We start from the raw sequence: 26,529 nt of genomic DNA, 5'->3' as shown, positions 1-26,529 counted from the left end.
GCGGGGGCTCTGGCTGCGGGGCGGCGGCGTCCGCCGCTGCCGGCGCCAGTGCGGGGGGCCGCGCGGGGAGGGGTCGGCGGTCCGGCCCCGGCGCGCCCACCCTCGCGTACCGGACCCCGCCGGGGCGGCCGCACCCGTACCCCCGTCCGGGCGACGAGCCGCGGCGGTTTCCCGACGGCGAGCCGGACGGCTCCTGGGACGTCACGATCACCTCGCTGCCCCGCAGGCCCTCCCGGCGCCCGGCGCCGGGCCCGCGCCCGCCGTTCACCCCACCGCCCCCTTCCCCGCCGCCACCCGTGGGCCCGCCGGGCTGAGGCGGCGGCGGGGAACGTTCCGTACCGAATCGAACACGCTCGGCCACCAGCTCGTTCCGGGCGCTCCGGACACCTCGCAGTCGGCCCGCATTCACCCCGCCTCCACCGCCCCGCCACCCCCCGTGCGCCTGCCACGCACGGCGGCGGAGGGCGCTGCGCCGGAAAATGGTTCCGGCAGGTGGGACAGGGGTCCGAGCATGTGGGACGGGAAGATACGGTGAGGGCACCATGAGCGCTTCGCAGACCTCCGACGTCCCCACCCTCCTCGTCAAGATCTTCGGCAAGGACCGTCCCGGGATCACCGCCGGGCTGTTCGACACCCTCGCCGCCTACTCCGTCGACGTCGTCGACATCGAGCAGGTCGTCACCCGTGGCCGCATCGTCCTGTGCGCCCTCGTCACCAGGCCCGCCTCCGGCGGCGAAGGCGAGCTGCGGGCCACGGTCCACAGCTGGGCCGACTCGCTGAAGCTCCAGGCCGAGATCCTCTCCGGCACCGGCGACAACCGGCCGCGCGGCAGCGGCCGTTCCCATGTCACCGTGCTCGGGAATCCCCTGACCGCCGAGTCCACGGCGGCCATCGCCTCCCGGATCACCGCGACCGGCGGCAACATCGACCGCATCTTCAGGCTCGCCAAGTACCCGGTGACGGCGGTCGAGTTCGCCGTCTCCGGCGTGGAGACCGGGCCGCTGCGCACCGAGCTGGCCACCTCCGCCTCCCACATCGGCGTGGACGTGGCCGTGGTCTCGGCGGGGCTGCACCGCCGCGCCCAGCGCCTCGTCGTCATGGACGTGGACTCGACCCTGATCCAGGACGAGGTCATCGAGCTGTTCGCCGCGCACGCGGGCTGCGAGGCGGAGGTCGCCGAGGTGACCGAGCGGGCCATGCGCGGCGAGCTGGACTTCGAGCAGTCGCTGCACGCCCGCGTGAAGCTGCTGGCCGGACTGGACGCCTCGGTCGTGGACAAGGTCCGCTCCGAGGTGCGGCTCACGCCGGGCGCCCGGACCCTGATCCGCACCCTCAAGCAGCTCGGCTACCAGGTGGGCGTGGTCTCCGGCGGGTTCACGCAGGTGACGGACGATCTGCAGGAGCGACTGGGCCTGGACTTCGCCTCGGCCAACACCCTGGAGATCGTCGACGGGCGGCTGACCGGCCGGGTCACCGGCGAGATCGTGGACCGGGCGGGCAAGGCGCGGCTGCTGCGCCGCTTCGCCGCGGAGGCCGGCGTGCCGCTGGCCCAGACGGTGGCCATCGGCGACGGCGCCAACGACCTGGACATGCTGAACGCGGCCGGGCTGGGCGTGGCGTTCAACGCCAAGCCGGTGGTGCGCGAGGCCGCGCACACGGCGGTGAACGTGCCGTTCCTGGACGCGGTGCTGTTCCTGCTCGGGATCACCCGGGAAGAGGTCGAGGCCGCCGGCCTGACCTGATGGCGCGCACGTGAGGAGGGCGGGCCCCGGCGGATCGATCGCGCCGGGGCCCGCCCTCGTTCCCTCCGCGTACGCCTTGCCGTGCGCGGTGGCGTGCTCAGTGGTCCTCGGGCGTCCAGAAGTCCAGCAGCGTGCCCACCCCGTGCTCCACGGTCTTCCAGGAGCCGGTGAAGGAGACGACGGCGAAGGCCGCGGTCGGGAAGCCGGTGCGGCTCATCCGGACCGCGGCGTCGCCCTCGGCGCTCCCGGAGAGGGCGTCGGCCAGCGCGTGCATGCCCGGGTTGTGGCCGATGACGAGGAGGTTCTCGACCTCGTCGGACGTCTCGTTCAGCAGGGCGATGAGCTCGCCCAGGGAGGCGTCGTACAGCCGTTCCTCGTACGAGGTGCGCGGCCGGTGCGGCATCTCGTGGACGGCCAGTTTCCAGGTCTCGCGGGTGCGGACGGCGGTGGAGCAGAGGGCCAGGTCGAAGGCGATGCCGGTCTCGGCCAGCTTCAGCCCGGCGGCCGGTGCCTCCTTGCGGCCGCGTTCCGCCAGCGGGCGGTCGTGGTCGGCCACCTGGGGCCAGTCGGCCTTGGCGTGCCGGAGGAGGACGATCCTGCGGGGTGTGTCGGCGCTCATGGCTCCCAGCTTCGCATGAATCGGGCCATCGGGCGCAGGGTGTTGGGGGCTTGGCGGGAGGCGGACGCGGGGCTCGGCCGCGTGGCCGGGAGCGCGCCCCGGTCAGCCGACGACGCGCAGTATCTGCTCGGTGACCTGGACGATCGCGGAGGCTTCGCCGGTGGCGGCGTGGGCTTGGCCGGAGCCGGCGAGGAGGAGCAGCAGCAGGCCGAAGGCGAGCGCCGGCAGGGCCAGCGCCCACCAGTGCAGGCGGGTGCTCGCGCCGTGGACTCGGGGACCGGGGGTGTGCGTGGGGGCCGACATGGCCGCCTCCGTGGGTACGCGGGGTGGGACTGGCTCGCTCTCTTCGAATCTAAGGATTCGAAGGCGCGGTGCCCATCCGGGACACACCCCAGTCGACCCTGACCCTGGCCCCCTAGGGGGTGGGGGGGTTACCCCTACCCCTGCGGCCTGTCAGGGGGAGACGACGGAGGCGAGGACGGAGATGATCACGGTCACGACCAGCATCGCGCCCAGCACCAGGCCGAGCTTCTTGTGGCTGTTCTGCGGGTTCGGTTCGAGTACGGGCGACATGCCGCTCAGTCTCGCATGCCGCATTCGTCCTCGATCGTGCGGTCCCGGCCGGCCAGGACGCCCAGCGCGATCTGCGGGACCAGCAGGGCCGCCATGAGGGTGAGCGGCAGGTCCCAGCCGCCGCTGTGCTGGTAGAGCGCGCCGACGAGGAGCGGTCCGGGGATGGAGATCAGGTAGCCGACGCTCTGGGCGAAGGCGGACAGCTTGACCACGCCGGCCGGGGACTTGGCGCGCAGCCCGATCATCGTGATGACGAGGGGGAAGGCGCAGTTGGAGACGCCGAGCAGGAGGGCCCAGGCCCAGGCTCCGGCGGCGGGCGCGAGGTAGAGGCCGGTGTACCCGACGAGGCCGAAGAGGCCGAGGGTGACGGCGATGGCCCCCTGGTTCCGCATCCGGCCGGCCAGGTTGGGGATCACGAAGGCGAGCGGGACGCCCATGACCATCGTGACGGCGAGCAGGACGCCGGCGGTGGAGGCGGAGACCCCTGCGTCGCGGAAGATCTGCGGCAGCCAGCCCATGGTGATGTAGGCGCCCGTGGCCTGGAGGCCGAAGTAGCAGGCCAGGGCCCAGGCGGTACGGCTGCGGACGATCTTCGGGCCCGCGTCCGCCCGTACGCTCACGCCCGGGCGGCCGGCGGCGGCCCGCTTCTCCCGCCGGGCGGCCGCCGCGACGGGCAGCCAGGGCAGTACGGCGACCAGCGCGAGCACGGCCCAGACCAGCAGACCCGCACGCCAGCTGCCGCCGAGGGCGGAGGTCATCGGGACGGTCGCGGCGGCGGCGAGCGAGGTGCCGAGGGCCAGGGCCATGGAGTACAGGCCGGTCATGGTGCCCACGCGGTCCGGGAACCAGCGCTTGACGATGACCGGGAGCAGCACGTTGGTCAGGGCTATGCCGGCCAGGGTCAGGGCGCTGGCGGCGAGGAAGCCGGCGGCCCCGTGCGTGAAGGGCCGGATCAGCAGGCCCGTGGCGACGGCGGCCATGCCGGCACAGACGACGGCGGCGGGGCCGAAGCGGCGGGAGAGCCGGGGCGCGGTGACGCCGAAGACGGCGAAGCAGAGGGCGGGGACGGAGGTGATGAGTCCGGCCACGGTGCCGCTCATGCCGAGGCCCGTGCGGACCTCCTCGAAGAGGGCTCCGAGGCTGGTGATGGCGGGCCGCAGGTTGAGGGCGGCCAGCACGATGCCGACGATGAGGACCGGCCCGAGCCACGCGGGCTCCGGCTTCGGCTGCGACGGCTTCCGGGCGCTCGCGGGGTCTGCGGAACGGGTCGGCGCCGGTATGGCGGGCGCGGCGTCCGGCCGGTTCAGGGTCCGTATTTCTTCGTCGGGCATTACACCATCATAGAATCATGGGATGATTGGTTGTCCAATCTCGGAGAGGAACCCGTCCGTATGCCGCTGACCTCGCCCCGGCGCTCCGCGCTGGTCGATCAGGTGATCGCCCAGCTCCGGAACCAGATCACGTCCGGCGAATGGCCCGTAGGGGCCCGCATCCCCACCGAGCCGGAGTTGGTGGAGCTGCTGGGCGTCGCCCGCAACACCGTCAGGGAGGCCGTACGGGCGCTGGCGCACAACGGGCTGCTGGACATCCGGCAGGGCTCGGGGACCTACGTCATCGCCACCAGCGAGCTGGCCGGGGTGATGCACCGCCGCTTCGCGGGCGCCGACCCGCGGCACATCGCGGAGCTCCGCTCGACGCTGGAGTCCGCGGCGGCCCGGCTGGCGGCGGAGCGGCGCACCGAGCGGGACATGGGGCAGCTGGACGCGCTGCTGGCGCGGCGCGAGGAGGCCTGGGCGAGCGGGGAGGCGGAGCGGTTCATCGCGGCGGACGTCGCCCTGCACATGGCGGTGGTGGCGGCCTCGCACAACGAGGTGCTCATCGAGCTCTACGCGGACCTCGGGGACCTGGTCGCCGACTGGCTGCGCACGGACGTGGGCACGGAGCTGGATCCGGCGGCGCACCTGGACCACGCCCGCCTGATCGAGGCGGTCCGGCGCGGGGACGGGGACACGGCGGCCTCGGAGGCGGCGGGCTACCCCTACGTCTGCCTCGGCGGGAAGTAGCCCGCGCGGGGGCGCGGGTCAGGGCCGCTGGTGGGTGACCCAGGCCGAGCGGACCTCTTTCCAGCAGCGGCCGGTGAGCTCGGTCCGCCCGGCCGGCGACAGGGAGACGGCGGCGCTGTCCGTGTCCACGTCCCACCAGCGGTCGCACTCCACGTGCAGGCGCAGCAGGTCGGTCTCCGGATAGCCGTTCTGGCACGTGGCCGTGGCCAGCGAGCCCTCGATCACCGTGTCGCAGTCGGCGCCGAAGAGCTCCCGGGGTGCGGGCGGCGGGGGCCGTACGGGCGGCTCCGCGGGGATCTCGTCGAGGTCCACGGCCGCGGGCTCCACGACGGCTGCCGCCCCCGGCTCCGGCAGCGCCTGCTCCCCCTCTTGGCGCGCGTCGGCGCCGGGGACCAGGAATCCGGTCAGGACCACCGAGGTGATCAGCAGCGATACCGCTCGGCTCCGCCTCGCGCGCACCCGCGTACCTCCTCCCCGCACGAGCCGGGAAGATCCCGACTCGGTCAGTTTGCAGGCATCTGTCCCGGTTTTCGACTCGGGAAGATCCGGTCGGAGGGCGGACATCTGATCGAGCGTCCGGCCCGGTCCCCCGCGCCCACCGGGGCGAACGGCGACGGCCGCGCCTTCCGGAAGGAAGACGCGGCCGCCGCCGTACGGACGTACCGGTGCCGCTCAGGCACCCATCGCGTGCAGGCCGCCGTCCACGTGGACGATCTCGCCGGTGGTCTTCGGGAACCAGTCCGACAGCAGGGCGACGACGCCCTTGCCCGCCGGCTCCGGGTCGCTCATGTCCCACTCCAGCATCGAGCGGGAGTTCCACACGTCCGCCAGCTCCGAGAAGCCCGGGATGGACTTCGCGGCCATCGAGCCGATCGGACCGGCCGAGACCAGGTTGCAGCGGATGTTCTCCTTGCCCAGGTCACGGGCGAGGTAGCGGCTGGTGGCCTCCAGCGCGGCCTTGGCCGGGCCCATCCAGTCGTACTGCGGCCAGGCGTACTGCGCGTCGAAGGTCAGGCCCACGACGGCCGCGCCCTCCGCCGGGAACAGCGGCTTGCACGCCATGGTCAGCGACTTCAGCGAGAACGCCGAGACGTGCATGGCCGTCGCGACCGACTCGAACGGGGTGTTGAGGAAGTTGCCGCCGAGGGCGTCCTGCGGGGCGAAGCCGATGGAGTGCACGACCCCGTCGAGGCCCCCGAGCTCCTCGCGGACGAGGCCCTCCAGGCGGGCCAGGTGCTCGTCGTTGGTGACGTCGAGCTCGATCACCTTGACCGGCTTCGGCAGCTTCTTGGCGATGCGCTCCGTCAGCGTCGGCCGCGGGAACGCCGTGAGGATGACCTCGGCGCCCTGCTCCTGGGCCAGCTTGGCGGTGTGGAAGGCGATGGACGACTCCATCAGCACCCCGGTGATGAGGATGCGCTTGCCGTCGAGAATTCCGCTCATGGTGATCAGTGACCCATGCCCAATCCGCCGTCAACGGGAATGACGGCTCCTGTGATGTACGCGGCGTCGTCGGACGCCAGGAAGCTCACGGCCGCCGCGATCTCCTCGGGCTGCGCGTAGCGGCCGAGCGGCACCTGGCCGACGATGCCGGCGCGCTGCTCGTCGGTGAGCACCTTCGTCATGTCGGTGTCCACGAAGCCGGGGGCCACGACGTTGAAGGTGATGTTGCGCGAGCCGAGCTCACGGGCGAGCGAGCGGGCGAAGCCGACCAGCGCGGCCTTGGAGGCGGCGTAGTTGGCCTGGCCGGCCGAGCCGAGGAGCCCGACGACCGAGGAGATCAGGACGACGCGGCCCTTCTTGGCACGGAGCATGCCGCGGTTCGCGCGCTTGACCACCCGGAAGGTGCCGGTGAGGTTGGTGTCGACGACGGAGGCGAAGTCGTCCTCGGACATGCGCATGAGCAGCGTGTCCTTGGTGATGCCGGCGTTGGCCACCAGCACCTCGACGGCGCCGTGCGCGTCCTCGATCTCCTTGTAGGCCTGCTCCACCTGCTCGGAGTCGGTGATGTCGCAGCGGACCGCCAGGACGCCGAGCGCGGTGAGCTCCTGCGGCGGCTCACCCGACCGGTACGTGATCGCGACCTTGTCGCCGGCCTGTGCGAAGGCTCGGGCGATGGCGAGGCCGATGCCCCGGTTTCCTCCGGTGACGAGAACCGAGCGGCTCAACGGATCACCCTTTCGACTAGCGGTCTGAGTACCAGAAACCTATAGGCCGGGCCCCCCGCACGCAGAATCGATCTCCCACAGGGCCTCGGTACGGGGTCTGTCGAGTCCCTACAGAAAGGTGTAGGCACGAGAGCCCCGGGCGCGACATGATCGAGGCGACCAGCCCCGACCCCGGGAGGACCACCGTGCCCCATTCCATCGACGCGGCCTTCACCGCGCTGCCCTTGCGGGCGCTCGCCGACGCGGCGCTCGCCCGGGCCCGCGCGCTGGGCTGCGACCATGCCGACTTCCGGCTCGAACGGATCCGCAGCGCCTCCTGGCGGCTGCGGGACGCCAAGCCGTCCGGCAGTTCCGACACCACCGACCTCGGGTACGCGGTCCGCGTGGTGCACGGGGGCAGCTGGGGATTCGCCTCCGGCGTCGACCTGACCATGGACGGCGCCGCGAAGGTGGCCTCGCAGGCCGTGGCGATGGCGAAGCTGTCCGCGCAGGTCATCAAGGCGGCGGGATCGAAGGAGCGGGTGGAGCTCGCCGACGAGCCGGTGCACGCCGACAAGACGTGGATCTCCGCGTACGACGTGAACCCGTTCGAGGTGCCGGACGCGCAGAAGGCGGACCTGCTCGCCGACTGGAGCTCGCGGCTGCTGGCCGCCGACGGGGTCGCGCACGTCGACGCCTCGCTGCTCGCCGTCCACGAGAACAAGTTCTACGCCGACACCGCCGGCACCATGACCACCCAGCAGCGCGTGCGGATCCACCCGCAGCTCACCGCGGTGGCGGTGGACGCGACCACCGGCGAGTTCGACTCGATGCGCACCATCGCCCCGCCGGCCGGCCGCGGCTGGGAGTACCTGACCGGCACCGGCTGGGACTGGGACGCCGAGCTGGAGCAGATCCCCGGGCTGCTCGCCGAGAAGATGCGGGCGCCGAGCGTCGAGGCCGGGCGCTACGACCTCGTCGTGGACCCGTCCAACCTGTGGCTGACCATCCACGAGTCCATCGGCCACGCCACCGAGCTCGACCGGGCGCTGGGCTACGAGGCGGCGTACGCGGGGACCTCCTTCGCCACCTTCGACCAGCTGGGCAAGCTCAAGTACGGCTCCCCGATCATGAACGTGACCGGTGACCGCACCGCCGAGCACGGGCTCGCCACCGTCGGCTTCGACGACGAGGGCGTCCAGGCGCAGAGCTGGGACCTGGTCAAGGACGGCACGCTGGTCGGCTACCAGCTGGACCGGCGGATCGCGAAGCTCACCGATCTCGGCCGCTCCAACGGCTGCGCCTTCGCCGACTCCCCCGGGCACGTGCCCGTGCAGCGGATGGCGAACGTCTCGCTCCAGCCCGATCCGGGCGGACTGTCCACCGAGGACCTGATCGGCGGGGTGGAGCGCGGCATCTACGTCGTCGGCGACCGCTCCTGGTCGATCGACATGCAGCGCTACAACTTCCAGTTCACCGGGCAGCGGTTCTTCCGGATCGAGAACGGCCGGCTGGCCGGGCAGCTGCGCGACGTCGCCTACCAGGCCACGACCACCGACTTCTGGGGCTCGATGGAGAAGGTCGGCGGCCCGCAGACGTACGTGCTGGGCGGCGCCTTCAACTGCGGCAAGGCCCAGCCGGGCCAGGTCGCGGCCGTCTCGCACGGCTGCCCCTCCGCGCTGTTCCGCGACGTGAACATCCTGAACACCACGCAGGAGGCCGGCCGATGAGCCGTACGAGTCCCCACGAGATCGTCGAGCGCGCGCTGGAGCTGTCCACCGCCGACGGCTGCGTCGTCATCGCCGACGAGCAGTCGACCGCCAACCTGCGCTGGGCGGGCAACGCGCTCACCACCAACGGAGTCACCCGCGGCCGGACCCTGACGGTCGTCGCCACCGTCGACGGCAAGGAGGGCACGGCCTCGGGGGTCGTGTCGCGCTCCGCCGTGACCGCCGAGGACCTGGAGCCGCTGGTCCGCGCCGCCGAGGCGGCCGCCCGCGGCGCCGGCCCCGCCGAGGACGCCCGGCCGCTGGTCACCGGCACCCCGGCCTCGCCGGACTTCACCGAAGCGCCCGCCGAGACCTCCTCGGCGGTGTTCGCGGACTTCGCCCCGGCCCTCGGCGAGGCCTTCGCCCGGGCCCGCGCGGGCGGCCGCGAGCTGTACGGCTTCGCCAACCACGAGCTGGTCTCCACGTACGTCGGCGCCTCGACCGGCCTGCGGCTGCGCCACGACCAGCCGAACGGCACCCTGGAGCTCAACGCCAAGTCCGCTGCCACTGCCGATGGCCGGTTGCTCTCGGCCTGGGCCGGCCGCTCCACCCGGGACTTCAAGGACGTGGACCCGACGGTGCTGGACGCCGAGCTCGCCGTACGGCTGGGCTGGGCCGAGCGGAAGATCGACCTGCCCGCGGGCCGGTACGAGACCCTGCTGCCGCCGACGGCCGTGGCCGACCTCCTGATCTACCAGATGTGGTCCGCGGCGGCCCGGGACGCGGTGGAGGGCCGTACGGTCTTCTCCAAGCCCGGCGGCGGCACCCGGCTCGGCGAGAAGCTGTCGCGGCTGCCGCTGACCCTGCGCAGCGACCCGAACGCGCCGGGCCTGGAGTCCGCGCCGTTCGTGATCGCGCACAGCTCGGGCGACGACGCCTCGGTCTTCGACAACGGGCTGCCGGTCCCGGCCACCGAGTGGATCCGCGAGGGCGAGCTGGCCCGGCTGACCACGACCCGGCACAGCGCCGCCATGACCGGCATGCCGGTCGCGCCGGGCTTCGGGAACCTCATCCTGGACGGCGGCGGCGACCGCTCGCTGGAGGAGATGGTGGCCGCCACCGAGCGGGGTCTGCTGCTGACCTGCCTCTGGTACATCCGCGAGGTCGACCCGGCGACGCTGCTGCTCACGGGCCTGACCCGGGACGGGGTCTACCTGGTGGAGAACGGGCAGGTCGTCGGCGAGGTCAACAACTTCCGCTTCAACGAGTCGCCGGTGGACCTGCTGTCGCGGGCCTCGGAGGCGGGGCGGACCGAGAAGACCCTGCCGCGCGAGTGGAGCGACTGGTTCACGCGGGCCGCGATGCCCGCGCTGAGGATCCCCGATTTCAACATGAGCTCGGTCAGCAAGGGTGTGTGACCACCTAGACTGAGCCCTTGGCGTGACGCATTTCCCCATGTGAAGGAGTCGAGAGACCGTGACGGACATCGTCGACGAACTGAAGTGGCGCGGGCTCTTCGCCCAGTCCACCGACGAAGAAGCGCTGCGCAAGGCGTTCGCGGACGGTCCGGTCACCTTCTATTGCGGCTTCGACCCGACGGCGGCCTCCCTGCACGTGGGACACCTCGTGCAGGTGCTGACCGTACGCCGGCTCCAGCAGGCCGGGCACCGGCCGCTGGCGCTGGTCGGCGGGGCCACCGGTCAGATCGGCGACCCGCGGCCGACCGCGGAGCGGACGCTGAACGACCCGGAGACGATCGCGAACTGGGTGAACCGACTGCGCGGCCAGATCGAGCCGTACCTGTCCTTCGAGGGCGAGAACGCCGCGGTCATGGTGAACAACCTGGACTGGACGGCGGGCATGTCCGCCATCGAGTTCCTGCGGGACATCGGCAAGCACTTCCGCGTCAACAAGATGCTGACGAAGGACTCGGTCGCCAAGCGGCTGGAGTCCGACCAGGGCATCAGCTACACCGAGTTCAGCTACCAGCTGCTCCAGGGCATGGACTTCCTGGAGCTCTACCGGCGCTACGGCTGCACCCTCCAGCAGGGCGGGTCCGACCAGTGGGGCAACCTGACCGCCGGTCTCGACCTGATCCACCGCCTGGAGCCGCACGCCGAGGTGCACGCGCTGGCGACCCCGCTGATGGTCAAGGCGGACGGCACCAAGTTCGGCAAGACCGAGGGCGGGGCCGTCTGGCTCGACCCGGAGATGACCACCCCGTACGCGTTCTACCAGTTCTGGCTGAACGTGGACGACCGGGACATCTCCACCTACATGCGGATCCTGTCCTTCAAGTCCCGCGAGGAGCTGGAGGAGCTGGAGGCGCAGACCGCCGAGCGGCCGCAGGCGCGCGCCGCCCAGCGGGCGCTGGCCGAGGAGCTCACCACCCTGGTGCACGGCGCCGACCAGTGCGCGGCCGTGATCGCCGCGTCGAAGGCGCTGTTCGGCCAGGGCGAGCTGGCGGACCTGGACGAGGCCACGCTGGCCGCGGCCCTGTCCGAGCTGCCGCACGTACGGGTCGCCGAGCCCGGCCTGGTGGTGGACCTGCTCGCGGAGACCGGGCTGGTGGCGAGCAAGTCCGCCGGCCGGCGGACCGTGAAGGAGGGCGGGGCCTACGTGAACAACGCGAAGGTCACGGCCGAGGACGCGGTACCCGCCAAGGAGGAGCTGCTGCACGGGCGCTGGCTGGTGCTGCGCCGCGGCAAGAAGAACCTGGCGGCGGTCGAGGTCACGGGCTGACGCCCGGGGCCCGGCGCCCGGCATGACGCGGGGGCCGCTGCGGACGACTCGTCCGCAGCGGCCCCCGCGTCATGCGCCCCTCAGGTCATCTGCTTGCTGCCGCCCTTGAGCGACTTGTAGACCATCTCACCGAGAGCCACGATCAGCACCGCTCCGGCGAGCTGCAGCAGGTGCCGGGTCCAGTCGATGCCCTTGGTCTCCCCCACTCCGATCCACACCGCGACGGCGTTGCCGAGGATGCCGCCGGCGATGCCGAACAGGGTGGTCAGCCAGAGGGGCTGGAACTGCTTGCCCGGCAGGACGGCCCGGGCGATGAGCCCCAGCACGAAACCGACGATGATCGCCCACAACCATGACATGTCGAGCCTCCTCGTGGCGCGTTGTGCGCATGTGGGCCCAGTTTCGACCCGTACGGCGTACTGCGCATTCCGGACAGCCCCATTCGGGGCACACCCCCTCTCCTCCCCGCGGAGCGGGCGGCGTACGGTGGGAGGGTCCGGACCGGGAGTGTCCGGCAGGCGAATCGGGCGGTGGAGCATGGAGCGGAAGAAGCGGAACGGGGCCCAGGTCTTCCGGATCACCGGGGCCCGGATGAGCCTCCACGAGGACGTGCGGGGACGGCAGCGCCGGTACGTCGTCTCCATGGTGATCAGGACGCTCTCGGTGCTCGCGACGGTGATCCTGTGGAACGTGGAGCGTCACGTGGCGATCGTGACGCTCATCGCCGGCGGGCTGCTGCCGTACGTGGCCGTGGTCATCGCCAACGCGGGGCGCGAGTCGACCCCCTCGCTGCCCTCGCACTTCATCCCGTCACCTGTGCGTCCGGCACTGGATACGGGAAACCTCAAGAAAAGCTCAGATCAATCATGAAGTTCCGGTGCACCGCACCGGGTCCTGCGTGACATACTGCCTACGCGCTCCGCATCCCCCGTCGGAGCGACGGACCGACGCCGGGCAGCTCCCCCCGTGGCTGCTCGGCGTCGCCCTTCCGTGACAGGGGTTTGTAGGGTTGAGGCGTGAACTCCCCTGACTCCTTCAGCTCCCCCGGCTCCCCCGGCTCCCCGGAATCCGCTCTCCCCGCCCGGCCCGGCGACGCGCCCGCGCCCTCCTGCTCGGCCAAGGGCTGCCGCGCGGCGGCCGTCTGGGTCCTGGCGTGGAACAACCCGAAGCTGCACACGCCCGAGCGCCGCAAGACGTGGCTGGCGTGCGAGGAGCACCGGGAGCACCTCTCCCGGTTCCTGGGGGTGCGCGGATTCCTCAAGGACGTCGTGAAGCTCGACGAGTGGGTGCAGCCGGAGGGCTCGGAGCGCCCTTGACGGCCGACGACGGCCGCGGTCGGCTGCCGTCGGCCGCGGTGACCCGTGGCCGGCGGCGTCAGCCGCCGATCGCGGACATCGGCCGGTCGGGCTGGAGGAAGGACGGGTCGTCGAGTCCGGACCCGGCCTTCTTGCCCCACATCGCCACCTTCCACAGGCGGGCGATCTCCTCGTCCGGGGCCCCGGAGCGCAGCGCGGCGCGCAGGTCCGACTCCTCGGTGGCGAACAGGCACGTACGGACCTGGCCGTCGGCCGTGAGCCTCGTACGGTCGCAGGCCCCGCAGAAGGGGCGGGTGACCGAGGCGATGACGCCGACGGTGGCGGGGCCGTCGTCGACGACCCAGCGCTCGGCCGGGGCGGAGCCCCGCTCCTCGGCGCCCTCCTCGGTGAGGGTGAAGCGGGTGCGCAGCGAGGCGAGGATGTCACCGGCGGTGATCATGCCGTCGCGCTTCCAGCCGTGCTGGGCGTCGAGCGGCATCTGCTCGATGAAGCGGAGCTCGTACTCGTTCTCCACGGCCCAGGCGAGCAGGTCGGGAGCCTCGTCGTCGTTGAGGCCCGGCATCAGGACGGCGTTGACCTTGACGGGGGTCAGGCCGGCCTCGCGGGCGGCGGCCATGCCGTCGATGACGTCGCGGTGGCGGTCACGGCGGGTGAGCGTCTTGAAGACCTCGGGCCGCAGGGTGTCCAGCGAAACGTTTACCCGGTCCAGCCCGGCGGCCTTGAGCGCCTGTGCGGTGCGCTTGAGGCCGATGCCGTTGGTGGTCAGGGACATCCGGGGGCGCGGCTCCAGGGCCGCGCACTGCTCGACGATCCCGACCAGGCCGGGGCGCAGCAGCGGCTCGCCGCCGGTGAAGCGGACCTCGGTGATCCCGAGCTCGGTCACGGCGATCCGGATCAGCCTGACGATCTCCTCGTCGGAGAGCAGATCGGACTTGCCGAGCCACTGCAGGCCCTCCTCGGGCATGCAGTAGGTGCAGCGCAGATTGCACCGGTCGGTGAGCGAGACGCGCAGGTCAGTGGCCACGCGGCCGTAGGTGTCCAGAAGCATTTCGGGCCCCCTCCCTGTCCGGTCCATAGAGACGTTCGCGCCACTTCGGGTAAACGCCGGGCGCTGTATCCGAGCCTACGCGACGGCCATGACGCGTAGGGGTGCCCGAATGAACGAGACGCGGCGTGGCCGCGTCGTAGAGAAGTACGACGCGGCCACGTTGCGTGCTCGGCCCATCTCACATGTGCACGGTGTCAGTGCGCGCCCGTTCCCGTAAGGGAGCGGACCTCAAGCTCCGCGAACTTCTGGGGGTCGGCCGGCTCCTTGGACAGGAGCGTGCCCAGCCAGCCCAGCAGGAAGCCGAGCGGGATGGAGATGATCCCGGGGTTCTCCAGGGGGAACCAGTGGAAGTCGACCCCCTTGAACATCGAGGTCTTCTCGTTGCCGGACACGACGGGCGAGAAGAGCACCAGGACCACGGACGAGATCAGGCCGCCGTAGATCGACCAGAGCGCGCCCTGGGTGGTGAAGCGCTTCCAGAAGAGGCTGTACAGGATCGTCGGCAGGTTCGCCGAGGCCGCGACGGCGAAGGCGAGGGCGACCAGGCCCGCGATGTTGATGTCCCGGGCGAGGGCCCCGAGGACGATGGCGACGGCGCCGATGACGACGGTGGACCAGCGGGCCGCCCGTACCTCTTCCTTCTCGGTGGCCTCGCCCTTGCGGATCACGTTGACGTAGATGTCGTGCGCGAAGGAAGAGGAGGAGGCGAGGGTGAGGCCCGCGACCACGGCGAGGATCGTCGCGAAGGCCACCGCGGAGATCACGGCGAGCAGGATCGCGCCGCCGGTGGAGTCGGCGCCGCCGCCGACGGCCTGGGCGAGGAGCGGGGCGGCGGTGTTGCCGGACGGGTTGGAGGCGGTGATCTCCTTGGGGCTGAGCAGCGCGGCGGCGCCGAAGCCGAGGGCGATCGTCATCAGGTAGAAGACGCCGATGATGCCGATGGCCCAGTTCACCGACTTACGGGCGGCCTTGGCGGTGGGCACCGTGTAGAAGCGGATCAGGATGTGCGGCAGGCCGGCGGTGCCGAGGACCAGGGCGAGGCCCAGGGAGATGAAGTCCAGCTTGGAGGTGCCGGTGATGCCGTACTTGAGTCCGGGCTCCAGGAAGGACGAGCCCTTGCCGCTGTTCTCGGCCGCTTTGCCCAGCAGGTCGGAGACGTTGAAGTCGAACTTCCACATCACCAGGAAGGTGATCAGCAGCGCGCCCGCGATGAGGAGGACGGCCTTGACCATCTGGACCCAGGTGGTGCCCTTCATGCCGCCGATGGTGACGTAGAGGATCATCAGGACGCCGACCAGCGCGACGATGGCGATCTGACCGCCGTCACTGGTGATCCCGAGGAGGAGGGAGACCAGCACGCCGGCGCCCGCCATCTGGGCCAGCAGGTAGAAGATCGAGACCACGATGGTGGAGGTGCCCGCGGCGGTGCGCACGGGCCGCTGGCGCATCCGGTAGGCGAGTACGTCGCCCATGGTGTAGCGGCCCGAGTTGCGCAGCGGCTCGGCGACCAGCAGCAGGGCCACCAGCCAGGCGACCAGGAAGCCGATGGAGTACAGGAAGCCGTCGTAGCCCTTGAGGGCGATGACGCCGGCGATGCCGAGGAAGGACGCGGCGGACATGTAGTCGCCGGAGATGGCCAGGCCGTTCTGGAAGCCGGTGAACTGCCGGCCGCCCGCGTAGAAGTCGGCGGCGTCCTTGGTCTGGCGGCCGGCCCAGATCGTGATGACGAGGGTGGCGACGACGAACAGACCGAACAGGGTGATGATCAGCGGCCGGTGCTCGGTGGCCCCCGCGGCCACGTCCGCCGCGAGGGGGACGGGGAGGGTGGCGCTCATTCGCCCGCCTCCATCCGCGCCTTGATCGCCGCCGCCTTCGGGTCCAGCTTCGTGGCGGCGTGGCGGGAGTACAGCCAGGCGATGAGGAACGTCGTCGCGAACTGGGCCAGGCCGAACACCAGGGCGACGTTGATGTTGCCGAAGAGCTTGGTCCCCATGAAGCCGCCGGCGTAGTTGGACAGGAGGACGTAGAGCAGGTACCAGGCGATGAAGGCCACGGTGAGGGGAAAGGCGAAGGAGCGGTAGGAACTGCGCAGTTCGGCGAACTCGGCGCTCTGCTGGACGGCTGCGAACTGCTCTGCCGCGGGGCTCGGCGCGGGCGTTCCCGCGCTGCCGTGCGGCGGCGCTGCTTCGGTGGTCACGGGGGGCTCTCCTTGTGACGCGGGTGCGGTGGGGACGACGGACAAAACAACCTCCGTGTGGGGGGACGGTGGCGCTGATCCCCCCTTGTCAACGGCACGTACGGCGCGTCGGGACGGTTCAACACCCTTTGGTTCTTCGGATGATTCTTCGAAACCTGATTTCGTCGAACTGATGGCGGAAAGTCGATCGCCGGCACTAGGTTCGGTTGTCATGAACCCGCCGTCCGGCGCGACCCCGCGCGGGCGGCTTCTTTCACTGATGATGTGGAGAACCCATGGCTCAGCTGGGGTCACGATCCCCTGAATGGCGCGGCCGTCTCGCCGTTCCGGTCGGCCTGGCGCTCACCGCCTCGCTCGCCTTCCTGCCCTCGGTCGCGGCCTCCGCCGCCCCGCTGGGCAGCACGGCGGCGGGTACGGCGGCCGCGGCCAAGCCCGACACCACCGGCCCCAAGCTCTCGTACGTCGCGAACCTGACCACGTACGCCTCGGTGAAGGCCGCGAAGAAGGCCGTCGAGCGGGCCGGTGGAACGGTGGTGACGTCCTATGAGCAGATCGGGGTCGTCGTCGCACACTCCCAGAACCCGGACTTCGCCAAGCAGCTGCGCGCGCAGCGCAGCCTGTTCGTGTCGGTCGGCGCCACCCGGACGGCCCCCCTCCAGACGGTGGCGACCACCGAGGAGGGCACGACGCAGAAGCTCGGCGCGGCGGACGCCGCGAAGGCGGCGGCGGCGGCCACGGACGGTCAGGAGCCGCTGGAGCCCAACCAGTGGGACCTGCGGGCGATCAAGGCCGATCAGGCACACAAGATCAACGATGGCAGCCGGGACGTCACCGTGGGCGTCATCGACACGGGTGTCGACGACACCCACCCGGACCTCGCCCCGAACTTCTCCAAGAGCCAGTCGGCCAACTGCGTCGGCGGGGTCGCGGACACCACCGACGGCGCGTGGCGCCCGTACCCCGACGGCAGCGACCACGGCACGCACGTCGCCGGGACCATCGCGGCCGCGCGCAACGGCATCGGCGTCGCGGGCGTCGCGCCCGGCGTGCAGGTCGCCGCGATCAAGGTGAGCGAGCCGGGCACCAGCCTGTTCTTCACCGAGGCCGTCGTCTGCGGCTTCATGTTCGCCGCCGAGAAGGGGATCGAGGTGACCAACAACAGCTACTACGTCGACCCCTGGCTCTACAACTGCAAGGCGGACGACGACCAGAAGGCGCTGGTGGAGGCCCTCGGCCGGGCGACCAAGTACGCCGAGCGCAAGGGCGTGCTCAGCGTGGCCTCGGCGGGCAACTCCAACCACGACCTGGCGTCGAACGCCATCGTCGACGACTCCAGCCCGGACGACGGCACCCCGGTCCCGCGCACCATCGACCCGCACGTCTGCCTGGACATACCCACCCAGCTCCCGGGTGTGGTCACGGTGAGCGCGACCGGCAACCAGGGAGTGCGGTCGTACTACTCCAGCTTCGGCCTGGGCGTGGTCGACGTCGCCGCCCCCGGCGGCGACAAGTGGCAGATCCCGGCCACCCCGGACGCCAACGGGCGCGTGCTGTCGACGCTGCCGGGCGGCGGCTACGGCTACAAGCAGGGCACCTCGATGGCCGGCCCGCACGTGGCGGGCGTGGCGGCACTGCTCAAGAGCGCGCACCCGAAGGCCACGCCCTCGCAGCTCCAGGCCATGCTGAAGGCCCAGGCCACGAAGACGGCCTGCCCGGAGAAGATCTACGACGCCACGGGCGCGCTGGTCGACGCCACCACCTGCCAGAGCAAGTGGGGCCAGACCGGGTACTACGGCTACGGCGTGGTGGACGCGCTGAAGGCCGTCAAGTAGCGGGGCGTACGCCCGATACGGGAGGGGCCGGCCAGGGGGATTCCCCCGGGCCGGCCCCTCCCGCCGTCGTTCAGTACGTCACAGAGCACGGCTCGCCGGGCTCAGGGCTTGATGAGCACCTTCAGCGCGCTGCGGTCGTCCATGGCGCGGTAGCCGTCCGGGACCTCGTCCAGCGACACGGCCCGGTCGAAGACGGGCGCCGGGTCGATCGCGCCGCTGAGGACGTCCTCCAGCAGCTCCGGGATGTACGCCCGCACCGGCGCGACGCCGCCGCGCAGGGCGATGTTGCGGTCGAACATCACGCCGAGGTCCAGGCCGGTGCCGCTGCCGTGCGGGACGCCGACGTAGCCGATCGCCCCGCCGTCGCGGGTGATGTTCACGGCGGTGCGCATCGACTGCTCGGTGCCGACGGCCTCGATGACGGCGTGCGCGCCGTGGCCGCCGGTGAGCTCGCGGACGGCGGCCTCGGCCGCCTCCCCGCGCTCGGCGACCACGTCGGTGGCCCCGAAGAGCTTGGCGATGTCCGTACGGGCGGTGTGGCGGCCCAGGGCGATGATCCGCTCGGCTCCCAGGCGCTTGGCGGCGAGCACCCCGCACAGGCCGACCGCGCCGTCGCCGACGACGGCCACGGTGGAGCCCTTGCGGACGCCCGCGCCGAGGGCCGCGTGGTGCCCGGTGCCCATGACGTCGGAGAGGGCCAGCAGGCCGGTCAGCAGCTGGTCGTCGGAGACGGCCTCGGCCGGCAGCTTCACGAGGGTGCCGTCGGCGTGCGGGACGCGGACGGCCTCGCCCTGGCCGCCGTCGAAGCCGACCGAGCCCCAGAAACCGCCGTGCACGCAGGAGGTGTACAGGCCCTCGGAGCAGAAGTCGCAGGTGCCGTCGGACCACATGAAGGGGGCGACGACGAGGTCGCCGGCCTTCAGGCCGGACACGGCCGAACCGGTCTCCTCGACGATGCCGAGGAACTCGTGGCCGATGCGCTGGCCGGGCTGGCGCGCGGCCTCGCCGCGGTAGGCCCACAGGTCGCTGCCGCAGATGCAGGCACGCAGCACGCGGACGACGGCGTCCTCGGGGCGCTGGATCGCAGCGTCGGGCACCTCCTCCACGCGGATGTCGTGCGGGGCGTGGATGACGGTGGCGCGCATGGGTGTGCAGCCCTCCGGATCAGTTCGTTCAGTCTTGTAGGACTTCCCTACCGTACGCCTGCCGCGGGGCGAGTGCTCCAGTGGCCAGGAGGTACTGGGCGGCGACGTACGTCGCCATGATCCAGAAGTCGGGGCGGGGAGCCTGCGGCCAGTCGGCGACCCCGGTGGCGATCAGCGTGTCGGAGAGCAGGAACAGCGCCCCGCCGAGGCCGGCGCGCAGGCCGAGGGCGCTGGAGCGGTAGGCCATGGCGGTGAGCAGCAGGCTGTACCCGGCTACCGGGACCCGCAGGTCGGCCGGCAGGTCCGGCCAGAGCAGGGCGACGGTCCCGATGAGCGCGAGGGCGTACGCGCCGCCGAGCGCCGGGTGCGTCCTGCCCCGGCCGAAGAGCACGAGGTAGCAGACGTGTCCGGCGGCGAAGGAGCCCATGCCGATCAGGAAGGCGGGGTCGGCGTCGAAGAGCAGGGCCAGGTCCCCGCCCCACCCGAAGAGCAGGGCGGCGATCAGCGGCCGGGGGGCCTTTCGCGTGATCACGTACGCGACGAGCAGCGGCATCAGCAGCGGCTTCGCGAGGAGGTGCCCGAGGTGCCAGCCGGCCAGCAGCGAACCGAGGTCGACGGCCGTGGCGACGGCGAAGGCGGCGAGCGGGATCCGGCCCGCCGAGCCGTCGGCGGCGGCCGCCGCGGGGCGGGCCCAGGACGGCGTACGGGAGTCGGTGTCGCTCACGCGGCGTGCTCCGGGGCGGTCGCGGGCTCGGCGGCGGGGGCGCTCCCGGCCGCCGGGGCGGAGGCGGAGGCGGGGGCCTGGGCCTGGGCTTGGGCCTGCGACGGGGCCTGCGTCTGGGCCGGCTGCCAGCCGGGCCCGCGGAAGACGCGTCCGGCGCGCTCGCGCCAGCTGCCGGCGGCGCGGACGTCACGGGCGATGGCGGCGTACTCGTGGGTGGCGACGCGCAGCGGGTTGTAGGTGCCGATGTTCTTGGTGAGCCCGTAGACCGGCTTGTCGGTCTCCCCCACCCAGGAGCCGAACATGCGGTCCCAGACGATCAGGATCCCCCCGAAGTTGCGGTCCAGGTAGCCGCCCTGGGAGGCGTGGTGGACGCGGTGGTGGGAGGGGGTGTTGAAGAGGTACTCGTAGGGCCGCGGCAGCTTGCCGATGCGCTCGGTGTGGACCCAGAACTGGTAGAGGAGGTTGATGCCGTAGCAGAAGGGGATCGCGGCCGGGTGCACGCCGACGGCGACCATCGGCAGGTAGAACCACCAGGTGGTGGCGCTGGTCCAGGGCTGGCGCAGGGCGGTGGTGAGGTTGAAGTTCCGGCTGCTGTGGTGGACCACGTGGCAGGCCCACAGGATGCGGATGACGTGGTGGAGCCGGTGCTGCCAGTAGTAGAGGAAGTCCTGCACCAGCAGCATCAGCAGAACCGTCCACCACAGGAACGGCACGCGCAGCGGGGTCAGTTCGTAGACCGCCGTGAACACGGCGACGACCGGGATCTTCCACAGCAGGTCGAAGCCGATGCTGCCGATGCCCATGGCGACGCTGGTCGCCGCGTCTTTGGTGTCGTAGCCGGCGGCGTCCTCGTCGGGATGGAGCCGGTAGCTCACCACCTCGATGACGGTGAGCAGCACGAAGGCAGGTATGGACCACAGCACGACATCGGGCAGGTTCGGCATGCCCGCACCATAGAGCGGGTTCGGGGGCTCCGCCAGGGGTTGTTACCGATCGGTATCCATCGGGGTTACCGGCGGTTCACGCGATAATCTCCGGGCCAAGGGGAGGGCGGGGGATGACGGGCTTCGAGACGGTGGTCTTACGGGTGGCGGGCACCGCGGCGGGCGCCCTGGTGAAGTCCCTGCTGAGCCGGTCCCCGGGGGCGGGCCTGGCGGCGGACCCGGCCGCCCCGGCCCCGCGCTGGCGCCGCCCGGCGCAGCTCGGCGACCCGGAGATCCGCCGCCTGACGCAGGCCCTGGCGTCCCGCGTGGGCCCGGCGTGCGGATCACTGCCGGAGCACGAGCGCCTGGCGGCGCTGGACGCCGTCGCGGACGCCTTCGCCGCGCTCGGGGCCCTGACCCCGGACTCCCTGTTCGCGGCGGACCTGGACCCCGGCGCCCTGGCGGCCGCCCTCCCGCCGCCCCCACCCGGGCTGAGCCCGCCGGCCGGGGCCCTGTACGGGCGCCTGATCCGACTGTGCTGCGCACACGCGGTGGAGTACGTGACGACCCTCCCGGCCTTCGGCGCCCGGGCGGACGTGGAACTGGTCCGGCGGACGGGCGAGTTGGGCCGGGCGCTGGACCGGCTGGCGGACCGCTCGGACGGGGCGGCCCACGCCTTCGAGGAGCGCTACGCGCGGTACGTCGCCGAGGCCCACGGGCGCATGCTGTTGTTCGGGGTCACCACCAGTACGACGCGCCAGGAATGGCCGCTGGACCTCGCGTACATCAGCCTCGCGGTGAGCGGCGAGCAGGAGCTGATGCCGGGCGGGCCAGGGACGCACCAGACCCCCGTCCGGGCGGAGCAGGCACTCGGCGCGGCCGACCGGGTCCTGCTGCGGGGCCCGGCGGGGTCGGGCAAGAGCACGCTGGTGCAGTGGCTGGCGCTGAACGCCGCCCGGCAGGCCGAGGGGCCGTGGAGCGCGTGCGTACCGTTCGTGCTGCGCCTGCGCTCCTTCACGTCGGCCGATGCCCTGCCGCTGCCGGAGGAGTTCCTGCGGGCATCGGGCGTACCGCTGACGGCTCCGCCGGGGTGGGTCGAGGAACTGATGGCCTCGGGGCGGGCGTTGGTCCTGGTGGACGGCGTGGACGAGGTCCCGCGGCGGCTGCGCACCCGCACGGAGGCGTGGCTGCGCTCGCTGATCACCGCGTTCCCGAAGGCGCGGTACGTGGTGACGACCCGGCCGTCGGCGGTCCCGGAGAGCTGGCTCGCCGGTCAGGGGTTCGCCCCGCACTCGCTGCTGCCGATGGAGCGGGAGGACGTACAGGCCTTCGTCAGGCACTGGCACGCGGCGGCCCGGGCCGGGGGCCAGGAGGTGGACGCGTACGAGTCCGCACTGCTGGAGGCGGTCGCCGGCCGCCGCGACCTCGGCCGGCTGGCGACGAACCCGCTGATGTGCGCGCTGCTGTGCGCGCTGAACCAGGACCGCCGGATGCAGCTGCCACGGGCGCGGAAGGAGCTGTACGACGCGGCGCTGGACATGCTGCTGGTCCGGAGGGACACCGAGCGGGAGATCCTCGGCGTCGAGGGCGTGTACCTCACCCGGGAGGAGCAGATCGCGCTGCTGCAGCGGTTCGCGTACTGGCTGATCAGGAACGGCCAGGTCGAAGCGGGGCGGGACGAGGCCGTTGAGATGGTGGCCGGGTGGTTGGACGCGATGCCGCAGGTACGCGCCGGCGCGGAGCAGGTCTTCTCCCACCTGCTGATCCGCAGCGGACTGCTGCGCGAACCGGTCCGGGGCTCCGTGGACTTCGTCCACCGCACCTTCCAGGACTACCTGGGGGCGAAGGCGGCCGTGGAGTCGCGGGACTTCGGGGTCCTGGTGAAGAACGCGCACGACGACACCTGGGACGACGTGGTCCGCATGGCCGTGGGCCACGCCCGGCCGGACGAACGGACCCGCATCCTGCGGGGGCTGCTGAAGCGCGCGGACAAGGTCAAAGGCGCCCGCAACCGCCTGATCCTGCTGGCGGCGGCCTGCCTGGAACACGCCCCGGAACTGGATGCGCAGGTGCACGGCGAGATCCATGCCCGGACGGCGGAACTGCTGCCGCCGCGCAGCCCGGCCGAGGCGGCTGAGCTGGCCAAAGCGGGGGAGCTGGTCCTGGAACTGCTGCCGGCACCCGCGGGACTGAGCGAGGCCGTGGCCGCGACGGTCGTCCGCACGGCCGCACTGGTGGGTGGGGACCGGGCGCTCCGCGTGATCGCGGGGTTCCGCCAGGACGACCGGTACGAGGTGGGCCACGAAGTGTCGGAGTCCTGGGGGCGGTTCCCCACCACCGACTACGCGGACGCGGTGCTGGCCGACGCCTCCATGCACGCGGCGCACCTGCACATCCGCACGCGCAAGCAGCTGGACGCCTACACCCGGCTTCCCCATATCCGCCGCGTTCACCTCACCTGGTTCGGGCCCATCCCGCGCGGGATCATCGGGCGGCCCGACCTGGAGTGGCTGGTCCTGCAGGGCAACCCGGCACTGACGGACCTCTCACGCCTGAGCGGTCACCTCGCGCTGCGTCACCTCGGCGTCTTCGACTGCCCGCAACTGACCAGCATCGATCCGGTGTCCGAGCTGACTCCGACGAGTCTGGCATTCGGATACGTGCCGGAGGGGCTGTCGCTGGCCGCCCTGGCCGGGATCCCAGGCCTCCGATCGCTGGTCCTCGGCTTCGAGCCGAAGGAACGCCGCCTCGGCGACATCCCGGCGGCCGAAGGTCTGGCCAAGCTGACCCTGTGGCAGGGCGCGCGCGGTGTCTCCCTCGACGGCCTGGAGCGCTGGAGTTCGCTGACATCCCTGGCGATCGCCGGGGACACCCAGTACGAGCAGCTGGTGTCCCGGCAGATCACCGGGCTGACCTCGCTCCAGATCCGCTTCGCCACCAGGGTCGACCCCACGATGCTGCGCCCGTTCCGGCAGCTCACCGAACTGATGCTGCTTCGCTGCGAACTCCGTGGCGGCCTGGATCCCCTGCTCGAACTCCCGGGTCTGACCCGGCTGCGGATCGCCGAATGCGCGGGAACTGTGGACCTCTCCCCCTTGGCTCGGCTGGAGCACCTGCGGCTGGAGCTCGACCGCCGCACCGATTTCGGGGGGACGGAGCGGATCCCGCCGGAGCGGCTCACCTACTTCCCGTGAGCCGCCCCAGCGGGCCGGCGGGCTACCAGATGCGGACCGAGCCGCCCCGGGCGAAGGCGGGGCTCGTGGCCTGCGGGGGGATCGTGTCCAGGGGCTCCGCGATCTCCGCGACCGTCGGGCCGTGCTTGGCCGCGACCGCGTCCAGCAGGGCGAGGTCGAAGCCGTAGACGCGAGCCGCGTTGCCGCCCACCATCGCGGCCACCTCGTCCCTCGTAAGGCCTGCGTAGGCGATGCGGAGGCCCTCGCGGGAGAACGGGGTGGTGCCCTCGTCGTGGGGGTAGTCGCTGCCCCACATGATCTTGTCGAGGCCGATCCGGTCCCGCAGCGGCACCTCGTGCGGGCGCATGAAGCTGGCCCCCACGAAGCAGTTGTCCCGCCACACCTCGCTCGGGCCCTTGCCCATCGAATCCGCCAGCCCCGCCCCGAACTTCGACTCCGCCGTCGCCGAGGCCGCGACCAGGCGGCCGTGGTAGTAGTCCAGCATGTCGAGCACGCCCGGGATCCAGCCCGAGCCCTGCTCCGTCAGGACCAGCTTCAGGCCCGGGTGGCGGCGGAAGGCGCCGCCGAAGACCAGGTGCCACAGGGCCCGGTGCGAGAACCACGTCGTCTCCACCATGAAGACGGCCCGCGCGGCCGGTTCCTCGCCGAGCGGCGGTGAAGCCGAACCGCCGTGGTGGTTGACCGGGACGTCCAGCTCGTCGCACACCGCCCAGATCGGGTCGTACGCCGACGAGTACAGCTCGGGCACCGTCGAGCCCGGCGGGACGCCCGGCAGCAGGATGCCGCCCGTCAGGCCGGCCTCCCGCGTGCGGCGGATCTCCTTGACCGCCGCGTCCACGTCGTTGAGGAGGATCTGGACCACGCCCGCCCGCCGGCCCGGCGCGTCCGCGCAGAAATCCGCCAGCCAGCGGTTGTGCGCCTGGAGCCCCGCCCAGCGCATCGCGTACTCCCCGGCCGTCGGCGGCTGGGCCATCAGCGAGGCCTTCGGGAAGAACGGCGGGATCGTGTTCGGGAAGACCACCTCCGCCACGATGCCGTCCGCCTCCAGCTCGGCGAGCCGGCGCGCCGAGTTCCAGTTGCGGTCCGCCGTGTCCGCGAGGAGGTCCTCGTACGGGTTCACGTACGTGGCGGCCCAGGCGTCGAACTCCTCGTGGTACCGCTTCTCCAGGTACGGCTTGTAGTCCAGCAGGTCCGCGCCCGCGTGGCAGTCCGCCGAGACGACCGTGTACCGGTCCGCCCCCGTCACCGGGTCACCCCCAGCGCCGGGAAGTCCTCGCCCGTCAGCCAGTGGCGGCCCGTCTCCCGCGAGCGGGCCCACGAGGCCTCCACCGCGGCCTGGTCGGCGGGCTGGCCCAGCTCCGCCGGGGTCGGGCCGATCCGGCGGGCGACCGGGGCCAGCTTCTGCGTGTCGAAGCCGAAGACCTCCGCCGCCGCCAGCCCCAGCATCCGGCGGGTCTCGCCGACCGGGATGTCGTGGAAGGTGTTCTTCAGCCAGGTCCGCGTGTTCGGCCAGGTCCCCTCGGGGTGCGGGAAGTCCGAGCCCCACAGGATGTTGTCCACGCCGATCTCGTAGCGCTGGGCGAGTTCGCGCCGCTTGGTGTTCGTCGCGCAGATGAACACCTGCCGGTCCAGGTACTCGCTCGGCGGGCGCCTCAGCTCCTCGAACGGCGAGAGCTTCTTTCCGCCGTGCGCCCCGAGGTAGAGCCGGTCCATGAACCACAGCTGGTTCGGCAGCCACCAGCAGCCCGACTCGGCGACGCCGAACCTCAGCCCCGGGTGCCGCTCGAAGACCCCCGACCAGAGCAGGAACCACAGCGGGCGGGACGGCCACCACGTGACCTCGGAGACGAAGATGCCCAAGTGGTCGCCGTACTCGTGGCGCGGCGAGGATCCCGAGTGGGTGACGATCGGCATCCGCGTCTCGGCCGCCGCCGCCCACACCGGGTCGTAGCGGCGGTCGTGGTAGGGCGCCTTGTCCACCCACATCGCGGGGATCATCAGCGCGCCGAGCCCGGACTCCTTGGCCCGGTGTATCTCGGCGACGACCTTCGAGGGCTCGCCGGTGATGGGCAGCAGGGCGACCCCGCAGTGCCGTTCGGGGGTCTGGGAGACGAACTCCGCCAGCCAGCGGTTGTGCGCCTGCGCGCCCGCCATGCCGAGCTCGGGGTCCTGGTCTCCGGAGAGCCCGAGGCCCACCCCGAAGGGGGCGGCGGTCTGGCTGTCCACGGCGTCGGCGTCGGGGAAGACCACCTCGCCGGCGACCCCGTCCCCGTCGAGTTCCTTGAGCCGCTGCCCGGTGTCCCAGCCGCCCCGCAGCCCTTCCTCGTGATCGTGGAACCACTTCTCGGCGAAGGCCTCGTTGCGGACGCCGAGCCTGGTGGCCTCGGCGCGGCGGGCGTCGCGCTGGCCGAGGAACTCGTCGAACTGGCGGTGGAAACGGGAGTCGAGGTAGGGGCGGTACCGCTCGGTCGGCAGTCCCGCGTGGCAGTCGGAGGAGATGATCAGGTAGGGGTCCTCGTACGTGCTGCTGTCGGTCACGTTCTCGCTCACTGCAA

General features: G+C 71.9%; 25 protein-coding genes. 9 read left to right on the top strand and 16 right to left on the bottom strand.

Features of this window, described 5'->3' with window-relative positions; genetic code table 11:
- Positions 1-542: 542 nt before the first annotated feature.
- On the top strand, positions 543-1,742 hold the full coding sequence (gene serB / locus ACS04_RS13280; RefSeq protein ID WP_048476764.1) for a phosphoserine phosphatase SerB: 1,200 nt from the start codon (positions 543-545) through the stop codon (positions 1,740-1,742).
- 97 nt (positions 1,743-1,839) lie between these two features.
- On the opposite strand, the gene ACS04_RS13275 is transcribed toward serB, so the two are convergent.
- The 4 genes from ACS04_RS13275 to ACS04_RS13265 all read right to left on the bottom strand — a co-directional run bounded on the left by ACS04_RS13275 (position 1,840) and on the right by ACS04_RS13265 (position 4,265).
- Complete coding sequence (locus ACS04_RS13275; RefSeq protein ID WP_048476763.1) at positions 1,840-2,361, bottom strand: SixA phosphatase family protein; 522 nt, start codon at positions 2,359-2,361, stop codon at positions 1,840-1,842.
- Positions 2,362-2,463: 102 nt separating this feature from the next.
- Positions 2,464-2,664, bottom strand: a complete 201-nt coding sequence (locus ACS04_RS13270) for a hypothetical protein (protein WP_048476762.1) — start codon at positions 2,662-2,664, stop codon at positions 2,464-2,466.
- A gap of 150 nt (positions 2,665-2,814) precedes the next feature.
- On the bottom strand, positions 2,815-2,934 hold the full coding sequence (locus tag ACS04_RS40025) for an SGM_5486 family transporter-associated protein (RefSeq protein ID WP_280920998.1): 120 nt from the start codon (positions 2,932-2,934) through the stop codon (positions 2,815-2,817).
- A 5-nt stretch (positions 2,935-2,939) separates the two neighbouring features.
- Entirely contained in the window at positions 2,940-4,265 is a 1,326-nt protein-coding gene (locus ACS04_RS13265; RefSeq protein ID WP_048476761.1) for a CynX/NimT family MFS transporter, read from the bottom strand.
- 60 nt (positions 4,266-4,325) lie between these two features.
- Here ACS04_RS13265 and ACS04_RS13260 point away from each other — a divergent pair, with 60 nt between their 5' ends.
- Positions 4,326-4,997: a FadR/GntR family transcriptional regulator gene (locus ACS04_RS13260; protein ID WP_048476760.1), complete on the top strand. Its 672-nt coding sequence runs from the start codon at positions 4,326-4,328 to the stop codon at positions 4,995-4,997.
- An 18-nt stretch (positions 4,998-5,015) separates the two neighbouring features.
- Here the strand turns inward: ACS04_RS13260 and ACS04_RS13255 are convergent, their stop codons facing one another.
- From ACS04_RS13255 to fabG, 3 genes are all read right to left on the bottom strand, one after another.
- The gene (locus tag ACS04_RS13255) at positions 5,016-5,456 is read right to left on the bottom strand and encodes a hypothetical protein (protein ID WP_107438597.1); all 441 of its coding nucleotides are present in this window, start codon (positions 5,454-5,456) and stop codon (positions 5,016-5,018) included.
- Between the two features lie 213 nt (positions 5,457-5,669).
- Positions 5,670-6,440 carry an enoyl-ACP reductase FabI gene (fabI, locus tag ACS04_RS13250; protein ID WP_048476759.1) on the bottom strand — a complete coding sequence of 257 codons (771 nt, stop codon included), beginning with the start codon at positions 6,438-6,440 and terminating at the stop codon, positions 5,670-5,672.
- Between the two features lie 5 nt (positions 6,441-6,445).
- Positions 6,446-7,165 (bottom strand): 3-oxoacyl-[acyl-carrier-protein] reductase, encoded by a 720-nt coding sequence (fabG, locus tag ACS04_RS13245; RefSeq protein ID WP_048476758.1) that lies wholly within the window; start codon positions 7,163-7,165, stop codon positions 6,446-6,448.
- 185 nt (positions 7,166-7,350) lie between these two features.
- Here fabG and ACS04_RS13240 point away from each other — a divergent pair, with 185 nt between their 5' ends.
- Genes ACS04_RS13240 through tyrS form a run of 3 tightly spaced genes read left to right on the top strand, consistent with a single transcriptional unit; the run spans position 7,351 to position 11,595 of the window.
- Complete coding sequence (locus ACS04_RS13240) at positions 7,351-8,874, top strand: TldD/PmbA family protein (protein WP_048476787.1); 1,524 nt, start codon at positions 7,351-7,353, stop codon at positions 8,872-8,874.
- Positions 8,871-10,271, top strand: coding sequence for a metallopeptidase TldD-related protein (locus ACS04_RS13235; RefSeq protein WP_048476757.1), 1,401 nt, complete (start codon positions 8,871-8,873; stop codon positions 10,269-10,271). The genes ACS04_RS13240 and ACS04_RS13235 overlap by 4 nt, the downstream gene beginning before the upstream one ends.
- A 58-nt stretch (positions 10,272-10,329) precedes the next feature.
- Positions 10,330-11,595 carry a tyrosine--tRNA ligase gene (gene tyrS, locus ACS04_RS13230; RefSeq protein ID WP_048476756.1) on the top strand — a complete coding sequence of 422 codons (1,266 nt, stop codon included), beginning with the start codon at positions 10,330-10,332 and terminating at the stop codon, positions 11,593-11,595.
- Between the two features lie 80 nt (positions 11,596-11,675).
- On the opposite strand, the gene ACS04_RS13225 is transcribed toward tyrS, so the two are convergent.
- On the bottom strand, positions 11,676-11,954 hold the full coding sequence (locus ACS04_RS13225; RefSeq protein WP_048476755.1) for a GlsB/YeaQ/YmgE family stress response membrane protein: 279 nt from the start codon (positions 11,952-11,954) through the stop codon (positions 11,676-11,678).
- Between the two features lie 178 nt (positions 11,955-12,132).
- On the opposite strand from ACS04_RS13225, the gene ACS04_RS13220 reads away from it, so the two are divergent.
- Positions 12,133-12,465 carry a DUF3099 domain-containing protein gene (locus ACS04_RS13220; RefSeq protein ID WP_048476754.1) on the top strand — a complete coding sequence of 111 codons (333 nt, stop codon included), beginning with the start codon at positions 12,133-12,135 and terminating at the stop codon, positions 12,463-12,465.
- Positions 12,466-12,611: 146 nt separating this feature from the next.
- Positions 12,612-12,911, top strand: coding sequence for a hypothetical protein (locus ACS04_RS13215; protein ID WP_048476753.1), 300 nt, complete (start codon positions 12,612-12,614; stop codon positions 12,909-12,911).
- 58 nt (positions 12,912-12,969) lie between these two features.
- On the opposite strand, the gene moaA is transcribed toward ACS04_RS13215, so the two are convergent.
- The 3 genes from moaA to ACS04_RS13200 all read right to left on the bottom strand — a co-directional run bounded on the left by moaA (position 12,970) and on the right by ACS04_RS13200 (position 16,156).
- A complete protein-coding gene (gene moaA, locus ACS04_RS13210) occupies positions 12,970-13,959 on the bottom strand; it encodes a GTP 3',8-cyclase MoaA (RefSeq protein ID WP_048476752.1) in 990 nt (329 codons plus the stop codon).
- Positions 13,960-14,153: 194 nt separating this feature from the next.
- The gene (locus ACS04_RS13205) at positions 14,154-15,794 is read right to left on the bottom strand and encodes a solute symporter family protein (RefSeq protein ID WP_048476751.1); all 1,641 of its coding nucleotides are present in this window, start codon (positions 15,792-15,794) and stop codon (positions 14,154-14,156) included.
- A complete protein-coding gene (locus ACS04_RS13200) occupies positions 15,791-16,156 on the bottom strand; it encodes a DUF485 domain-containing protein (RefSeq protein ID WP_048476750.1) in 366 nt (121 codons plus the stop codon). Before ACS04_RS13200 ends, ACS04_RS13205 begins: the two co-directional genes overlap by 4 nt.
- A gap of 275 nt (positions 16,157-16,431) precedes the next feature.
- Between ACS04_RS13200 and ACS04_RS13195 the strand changes: the two genes are divergently transcribed.
- Positions 16,432-17,988: a S8 family peptidase gene (locus ACS04_RS13195; RefSeq protein ID WP_048476749.1), complete on the top strand. Its 1,557-nt coding sequence runs from the start codon at positions 16,432-16,434 to the stop codon at positions 17,986-17,988.
- A gap of 101 nt (positions 17,989-18,089) precedes the next feature.
- On the opposite strand, the gene ACS04_RS13190 is transcribed toward ACS04_RS13195, so the two are convergent.
- Genes ACS04_RS13190 through ACS04_RS13180 form a run of 3 tightly spaced genes read right to left on the bottom strand, consistent with a single transcriptional unit; the run spans position 18,090 to position 20,801 of the window.
- Positions 18,090-19,133: a zinc-dependent alcohol dehydrogenase family protein gene (locus ACS04_RS13190; protein ID WP_048476748.1), complete on the bottom strand. Its 1,044-nt coding sequence runs from the start codon at positions 19,131-19,133 to the stop codon at positions 18,090-18,092.
- Positions 19,134-19,161: 28 nt separating this feature from the next.
- Complete coding sequence (locus ACS04_RS13185) at positions 19,162-19,857, bottom strand: lysoplasmalogenase (protein ID WP_053080759.1); 696 nt, start codon at positions 19,855-19,857, stop codon at positions 19,162-19,164.
- Entirely contained in the window at positions 19,854-20,801 is a 948-nt protein-coding gene (locus ACS04_RS13180; protein ID WP_048476747.1) for a sterol desaturase family protein, read from the bottom strand. The genes ACS04_RS13185 and ACS04_RS13180 overlap by 4 nt, the downstream gene beginning before the upstream one ends.
- A gap of 113 nt (positions 20,802-20,914) precedes the next feature.
- Here ACS04_RS13180 and ACS04_RS13175 point away from each other — a divergent pair, with 113 nt between their 5' ends.
- Positions 20,915-23,974 carry an NACHT domain-containing protein gene (locus ACS04_RS13175; RefSeq protein ID WP_048476746.1) on the top strand — a complete coding sequence of 1,020 codons (3,060 nt, stop codon included), beginning with the start codon at positions 20,915-20,917 and terminating at the stop codon, positions 23,972-23,974.
- Positions 23,975-23,996: 22 nt separating this feature from the next.
- Here ACS04_RS13175 and ACS04_RS13170 read toward each other — a convergent pair whose 3' ends face one another.
- Positions 23,997-25,220, bottom strand: coding sequence for an amidohydrolase family protein (locus tag ACS04_RS13170; protein WP_048476745.1), 1,224 nt, complete (start codon positions 25,218-25,220; stop codon positions 23,997-23,999).
- A complete protein-coding gene (locus tag ACS04_RS13165) occupies positions 25,217-26,524 on the bottom strand; it encodes an amidohydrolase family protein (RefSeq protein WP_245236383.1) in 1,308 nt (435 codons plus the stop codon). The genes ACS04_RS13170 and ACS04_RS13165 overlap by 4 nt, the downstream gene beginning before the upstream one ends.
- Positions 26,525-26,529 lie beyond the last annotated feature (5 nt).

The organism is Streptomyces roseus, from assembly GCF_001044425.1.
GTDB lineage: Bacteria > Actinomycetota > Actinomycetes > Streptomycetales > Streptomycetaceae > Streptomyces > Streptomyces roseus.
This window is presented reverse-complemented; position numbering and strand designations above follow the sequence as displayed.